4 protein-coding genes and 1 pseudogene are annotated in these 5,110 nt (G+C 69.2%); 2 read left to right on the forward strand and 3 right to left on the reverse strand.

Annotation, left to right across the window (positions count from 1 at the left end):
• The 3 genes from ACN675_RS27545 to trmB form a co-directional block, all read right to left on the reverse strand.
• Positions 1 to 2,360: MMPL family transporter (locus ACN675_RS27545; protein ID WP_420753840.1), on the reverse strand; the 2,360-nt coding region annotated here is incomplete at its 3' end.
• Between the two features lie 10 nt (positions 2,361 to 2,370).
• Positions 2,371 to 3,063, reverse strand: coding sequence for an NYN domain-containing protein (locus ACN675_RS27550; protein ID WP_420753841.1), 693 nt, complete (start codon positions 3,061 to 3,063; stop codon positions 2,371 to 2,373).
• Positions 3,060 to 3,806, reverse strand: coding sequence for a tRNA (guanosine(46)-N7)-methyltransferase TrmB (trmB, locus tag ACN675_RS27555; RefSeq protein WP_420753842.1), 747 nt, complete (start codon positions 3,804 to 3,806; stop codon positions 3,060 to 3,062). The genes ACN675_RS27550 and trmB overlap by 4 nt, the downstream gene beginning before the upstream one ends.
• A 142-nt stretch (positions 3,807 to 3,948) precedes the next feature.
• Between trmB and ACN675_RS27560 the strand changes: the two genes are divergently transcribed.
• Complete coding sequence (locus ACN675_RS27560; protein ID WP_420753843.1) at positions 3,949 to 4,536, forward strand: hypothetical protein; 588 nt, start codon at positions 3,949 to 3,951, stop codon at positions 4,534 to 4,536.
• Positions 4,533 to 5,110, forward strand: a pseudogene (locus ACN675_RS27565) (hypothetical protein); the annotation flags it as partial. The gene ACN675_RS27560 and the pseudogene ACN675_RS27565, both read left to right, overlap by 4 nt.

Raw genomic sequence — 5,110 nt, forward strand, 5'->3', positions numbered from 1 at the left:
GAGGGGCGGCGCGGCGCGGGCGGGAACTCCCGCGCGCGGCGCTGTTCGGCGGACGAGCGGGGAGCCGCGATCTTGGGCAGCGGCTGGGTCATGTCCGAGGGGCCGACGCCGGGAACCATCGGCGGGAGGCGATGTGCCCCGGTCGCGGCGACGGTGGCCGGTCCGAACATGCCGACGGTGATGAGCTCGGGCACGTCCTCGGGCATCAGTTCGTCCGCGAGGATGGGTTCGGCGAGGCCGATCTTCTCCTGGATGCGCTTCATCCACGCGGGCGCCCACCAGCAGTCGTCGCCGAGCAGCTTCATGGTGGCGGGGACGAGGAACATGCGGATGACGGTCGCGTCGAGGATCAGCGCGGCGATCATGCCGAACGCGATGTACTTCATCATCACCAGTTCGGAGAATCCGAACGCGCCGGTGACGACGATGAGGATCATTGCGGCGGCGGTGATGATGCGGCCGGTGTGCGCGGTGCCGATGCGGATCGACTCGGTGGTGCTCGCGCCCTGGGATCGGGCTTCGACCATCCGGGAGAGCAGGAACACCTCGTAGTCGGTGGACAGGCCGTAGATGATCGCGATGATCAGCACGAGCACGGGCGACATGATCGGGCCCGGGGTGAAGTTGAGCGGCCCGGAGCCGTTTCCGTCGATGAAGATCCAGGTGAGGATGCCGAGGGTGGCGCCGAGTCCGAGCGCGCTCATCAGTGCGGCCTTGACCGGCAGCACCAGCGAACCGAACGCCAGGAACATCAGCAGGGTGGTCAGCAGTACGACCACCGTCACCATCAGCGGCAGGGTGTCGAGCAGTGCCGCGATCGAGTCCTGCTCGATCGCCGGGGTGCCGCCGACGAGTACCTCGACACCGTCGGGCCACGACGCCGAATGCAGGTAGTCGATCGTGTCGGCCGAGGCGTTGCGGTCGATCAGGCCGGCCTTGATGACGCGGACGCCGTCCTTGGCGGGGCCTTCGATGGAGAACTTCTCCACCAGGCCGGGTGCGGCGCTCGCGGTCTTGATGATCTGGTTGAGGTCGCCGCCTTCGGCGCCGCGGATGACGATTCGCACGGGCTCGGCGCGCTGGCCGGGGAACAGGTCGTCGAACTTCTCCTGCGCGACGCGCGTGGGGTGGTCCGGCGGGAGGTAGGTCTCGTTGATGCCACCGAACTTGATGCCGGTCAGCGGCATGATGAGCAGCAGCAACCCGACGACGGTGGGGATCGTGACCTTGAGCGGATTGCGCATCACCCAGCGGGTGAGACGGCCGATGAGACTGTTCTCGATCTGCTCGTTCGACTGGATCTGGCCGAACTGCTTCAGGCCGAACTTGTCGATGCGCTTGCCGAGGATGCTCAGGATCGCCGGAAGCAGGGTGATCGACGTGAGCGCTGCGAGGGAGACCGCGGCGATCGCGCCGTAGGCGACGGACTTGAGGAATGCCTGCGGGAACAGCAGCAGACCGCCGAGGCTGGTGACGACCATGGTCGCGGAGAACACGACGGTGCGGCCTGCCGTGACGACCGTGCGCCGGACCGCCGCGGCCGTCTCGTATCCCTCGGCGAGTTCCTCCCGGAACCGGGACACCATGAACAACCCGTAGTCGATCGCCAACCCCAGGCCGATGAGGGACACGACGGGTGCGACGAACGAGTTGACCTCGGCGAAGTTGGTGATGAACCGCACCACACCGTTCGCGGCGATGATCGTGAGGCCACCGGTGATCAGTGGCAGCGAGGCGGCGACGACGCCACCGAAGACGAAGAACAACAGGATGCCGACGGCGGGGATCGCGAGAATTTCCATGCGCCGGATGTCGTTGGCCATCGTGTCGTTGAGGGCACCGGCGATCGGCTGCAGACCGGCCAGTTGCACCTCGACGCCGTCGATCGCGAACTCGTCCTTGATGACACGGAAGTTGTTGGTCAGCGCGGTGTCGTCGTCGCCGGCGATCGCGATCGACGCGACCGCGTGCTGTCGGGACTCGTCGGCGAGTGCCGGCAGGGCGGGTGCCCCGTTCGTGGGCCAGTAGGCACCGTTGATCTTGAGGATCTCGTCGGGATGATTCTCGACCAGGGCGTTGAGGTTCTCCTTGACCTTCGCTGCCAGGGCGGGATCGTCGACGGTCTTGCCCTCGGGTGCCGTGTACAGGACCAGGACGTCGCCGGCGGTGTCGCGACCGAAGGTGCCGTCCGCGAGCCGTGCGGCCTGCGACGACTGCGAGCCGGGATCATCCCAGCCGCTCTGGCTGAGATGGTCGTTCAGGCTCAGCCCGTATCCGGCCAGCCCCAGCAAGGCGGCGACCATCACCGCGATCACCGTGAAACGGGCGCGGAAGACGAGCTCTCCCCAGCGGTCGAACACGTGAAGTCTCCTATTCGGCGACGCTCTTGCGTCCGACGAGCAAGGCGGAAAGCGGTCGGAACGGCTGCAGCCAGGCACCCTCGTCGGGAAGCATGTCCAGGCTGACCCGCGGCAGCGGCTCACGGAACACACCGGGGATGTCCTCGAGATCGACGAAGTCGAGGATCTCGGACGTCACCGCCCAGCTGGCATGTTCGCGGAATCCGAGTACCTGTACCGCGATGCCGGCGTTCGCGAGTTCCTCGAGGGGTTCCCGGAAGGCCTGACCGTCCGCGGAAGCCACCATCACACCGGCGAGGCCCTCGCTGCGCCGCAGCTCGATGTGGTGCAGCATATCGGAGTCGACGTCGCTGTCCTCGTCGATCTTGGGCTTGGCGAACACGGCGAAGCCGACGTTGCGCAGCGCCTCGACCCACGGCCGGACGACGTCGGCGCTGCCCGGCGCGATGTTCGTGAACACCGTCGCCTCGGGTTCGAGGGTCGTGGAGGAGGACCGGGAGAGTTCGGCGGTACGGCTGAGCAGCCAGCGGCCGAGGGCGTCGAACCGGGGCCGGTAGGCCGCGGTGGGCCGGCCGCCGAGGATCGCTCCGAGCCCCATGTCGAGGTTCGGCGCATCCCACACGAGCAGCACGCGCCGGTGTGGGTTGCCGCCCGCACCCGTCACCGAATCGGACGTCGCGGACATATCTTCGTCGAGGCTCATGCTCCGATCTTCCCCCAGATCAGCTCGGTGATGGCGCTGCCCACCTGGTGAGCCTTGTCCTCGAACTTGGTGACGGGCCGTTCGTGGCTGATCGGCGAGTCCCAGTCGAGGGCGGTGAGAAGGGGCTCGGCATTGCCGGCCTCCTCGATGGCAACGGCGTATTCGGCGTGGTCGGTGGCCACGTGCAGCACCCCGCCGGGCTTCAGGCGGCTCGCGATCAGCGCGAACGTGGGGGCCTGCAGCAGGCGGCGCTTGTGGTGGCGGGCCTTGGGCCACGGGTCCGGGAAGAACACCCGCACGCCGGTGAGCGACTCCGGTGCCACCATGTGCTCGAGCACCTCGACGGCGTCGCCGCGCAGGATGCGGAGGTTGTGCACGGGCCGGTCGGTGCCGTAGGTGCGTTCGATGCGCTGCAGCGTCTGGGCGATACCCGGCTTGTAGACCTCGATCGCGATCAGGTTGACGTGGGGTTCGTCCTGGGCCATCGCGACCGCGGCGGTCCCGGTACCGGAGCCGATCTCCAGGACGGTGGGTGCGCTGCGGCCGAACCAGCCGTCGATGTCGAGCAGTTCGTCGCCGACGTCACGGCCGAGTTCGGGCCACCGGCGGTCCCAGCATTCCTGCTGCGGGTCGGTCAGCGAGCCGCGGCGGGATCGGAAACTCGTCACCCGCGGGTAGAGGCGGTTTCCTCGCGTCGGGCGCTGTTCCGGCGTCTCGGTCGTGTGCTGATCGGCTTCGTTCACGGCACCCATTGTCGCGTATCTCGGGAGTGCGTGACAGGAGGGACTGGTGTGACCACAGGGTTTTCTCAGGCCGGCTGCCGCGCGCCGCCTGCTCTGCGACAATCCGTCCACTGTTGCCGCGGGCATTCGGGGGGATGTTCTGATGGGGAATTCGGACGACGCATGGCGCGAGCTCGCCCACCGCGTCGAACGGCTCGACGCGGAGGCGGGACGTGCCCTGCACGTGGCCCTACGCACGCGTGATCGTCCACCGACCGTGCAGATCGTCGAGCGCGCCGGCAGCGGCGGCAGGGCTCTCGCCGTCCCGGAGTCGCCGGAGGAATACGCGGTCGAATACCTCGAGACGGACGTGCCCGGCCGGGCCGATCCGACCGTCGACGGCGACGTCGTGATTCTCGTGACAGCCGTCCGCCGGCCGCCGCACGCGATCCACCCGGCGGACCGGGCGCTGATCGACCGGGTCGAGGCCGGGCGCATGATCGTGGTTCTCACCGGCACCGACGCCGACGACGCGGCGATCGAAGCGGTCGCCGAACGCCTGCGCACGCCGGTGCTCCCGTTCTCCGACACCGACGCCCTCGCGGGTGCGATCGCGGCGCGGCTGCACCGGGCACGTCGTCGCCGCGACGACGTCCTGGCCGCGACGGTCGCGGGAATCGCCGCGAATCCGCCGGCCCGGGACGCGATCGAGGACGCACTCGACGTGCTCGCCCCGGGGCGAGCGCCGTGACGGAGCCCGCCGTCGACGACGTGCTGCGCCGCTGGAACCCCGAGGGCTGGGCGCGCCTGCACGGCGATCCGCCCGCGCCACGGGTGCGGGTCGCAGCGGTTCCCGGCTCGGGGGAAGACGAGCTCGCCGCGGAACTCGGTGAACTCCGTGCGGCGTCCGGAAGTGAAGACATCGAGTTCGTGCGCGAGGGGTCCGCCCCGGTCGTGCTCATGGTGCTCGAGGCGTCCGCGTTCGTCGGCCGCACCGAACTGGCCGTGCTCGAGGACGCCGCCCACGGGGCCACACGCGTGGTGTGCGCACTCACCGGCATCGACCGCTTCCCGGGATGGCGGCGCGTTCTCGACACCGATGTCGCGCTGCTCCGGCGGCACGCCGGCCGATTCGACGTGACGATCGTGCCGGTCGCCACCACCGTCGCGGCTCGCGCCCGGGACCTGGGAGGCGACGCCGGGCACGTGCTGCGCCTCGAATCGGGCATCGTCGACCTCCTCGAGATGCTGCGGGCCGCCGTGGCCGCGCCCACTGCGACCGTCGCGCGGTCCGCCGAGATCGCCCGGACCCGCACCACGATCGC

Origin of the sequence: Rhodococcus sp. O3 (genome assembly GCF_048897285.1) — a bacterium.
In the GTDB taxonomy this organism is placed as follows: Bacteria; Actinomycetota; Actinomycetes; order Mycobacteriales; family Mycobacteriaceae; genus Rhodococcus.

Coding starts and splice junctions, on each gene's coding strand:
- ACN675_RS27550 (WP_420753841.1), bottom strand. CDS start 3,063: ATGAGCCTCGACGAAGATATGTCCGCGACGTCCGATTCGGTGACGGGT.
- ACN675_RS27560 (WP_420753843.1), top strand. CDS start 3,949: ATGGGGAATTCGGACGACGCATGGCGCGAGCTCGCCCACCGCGTCGAA.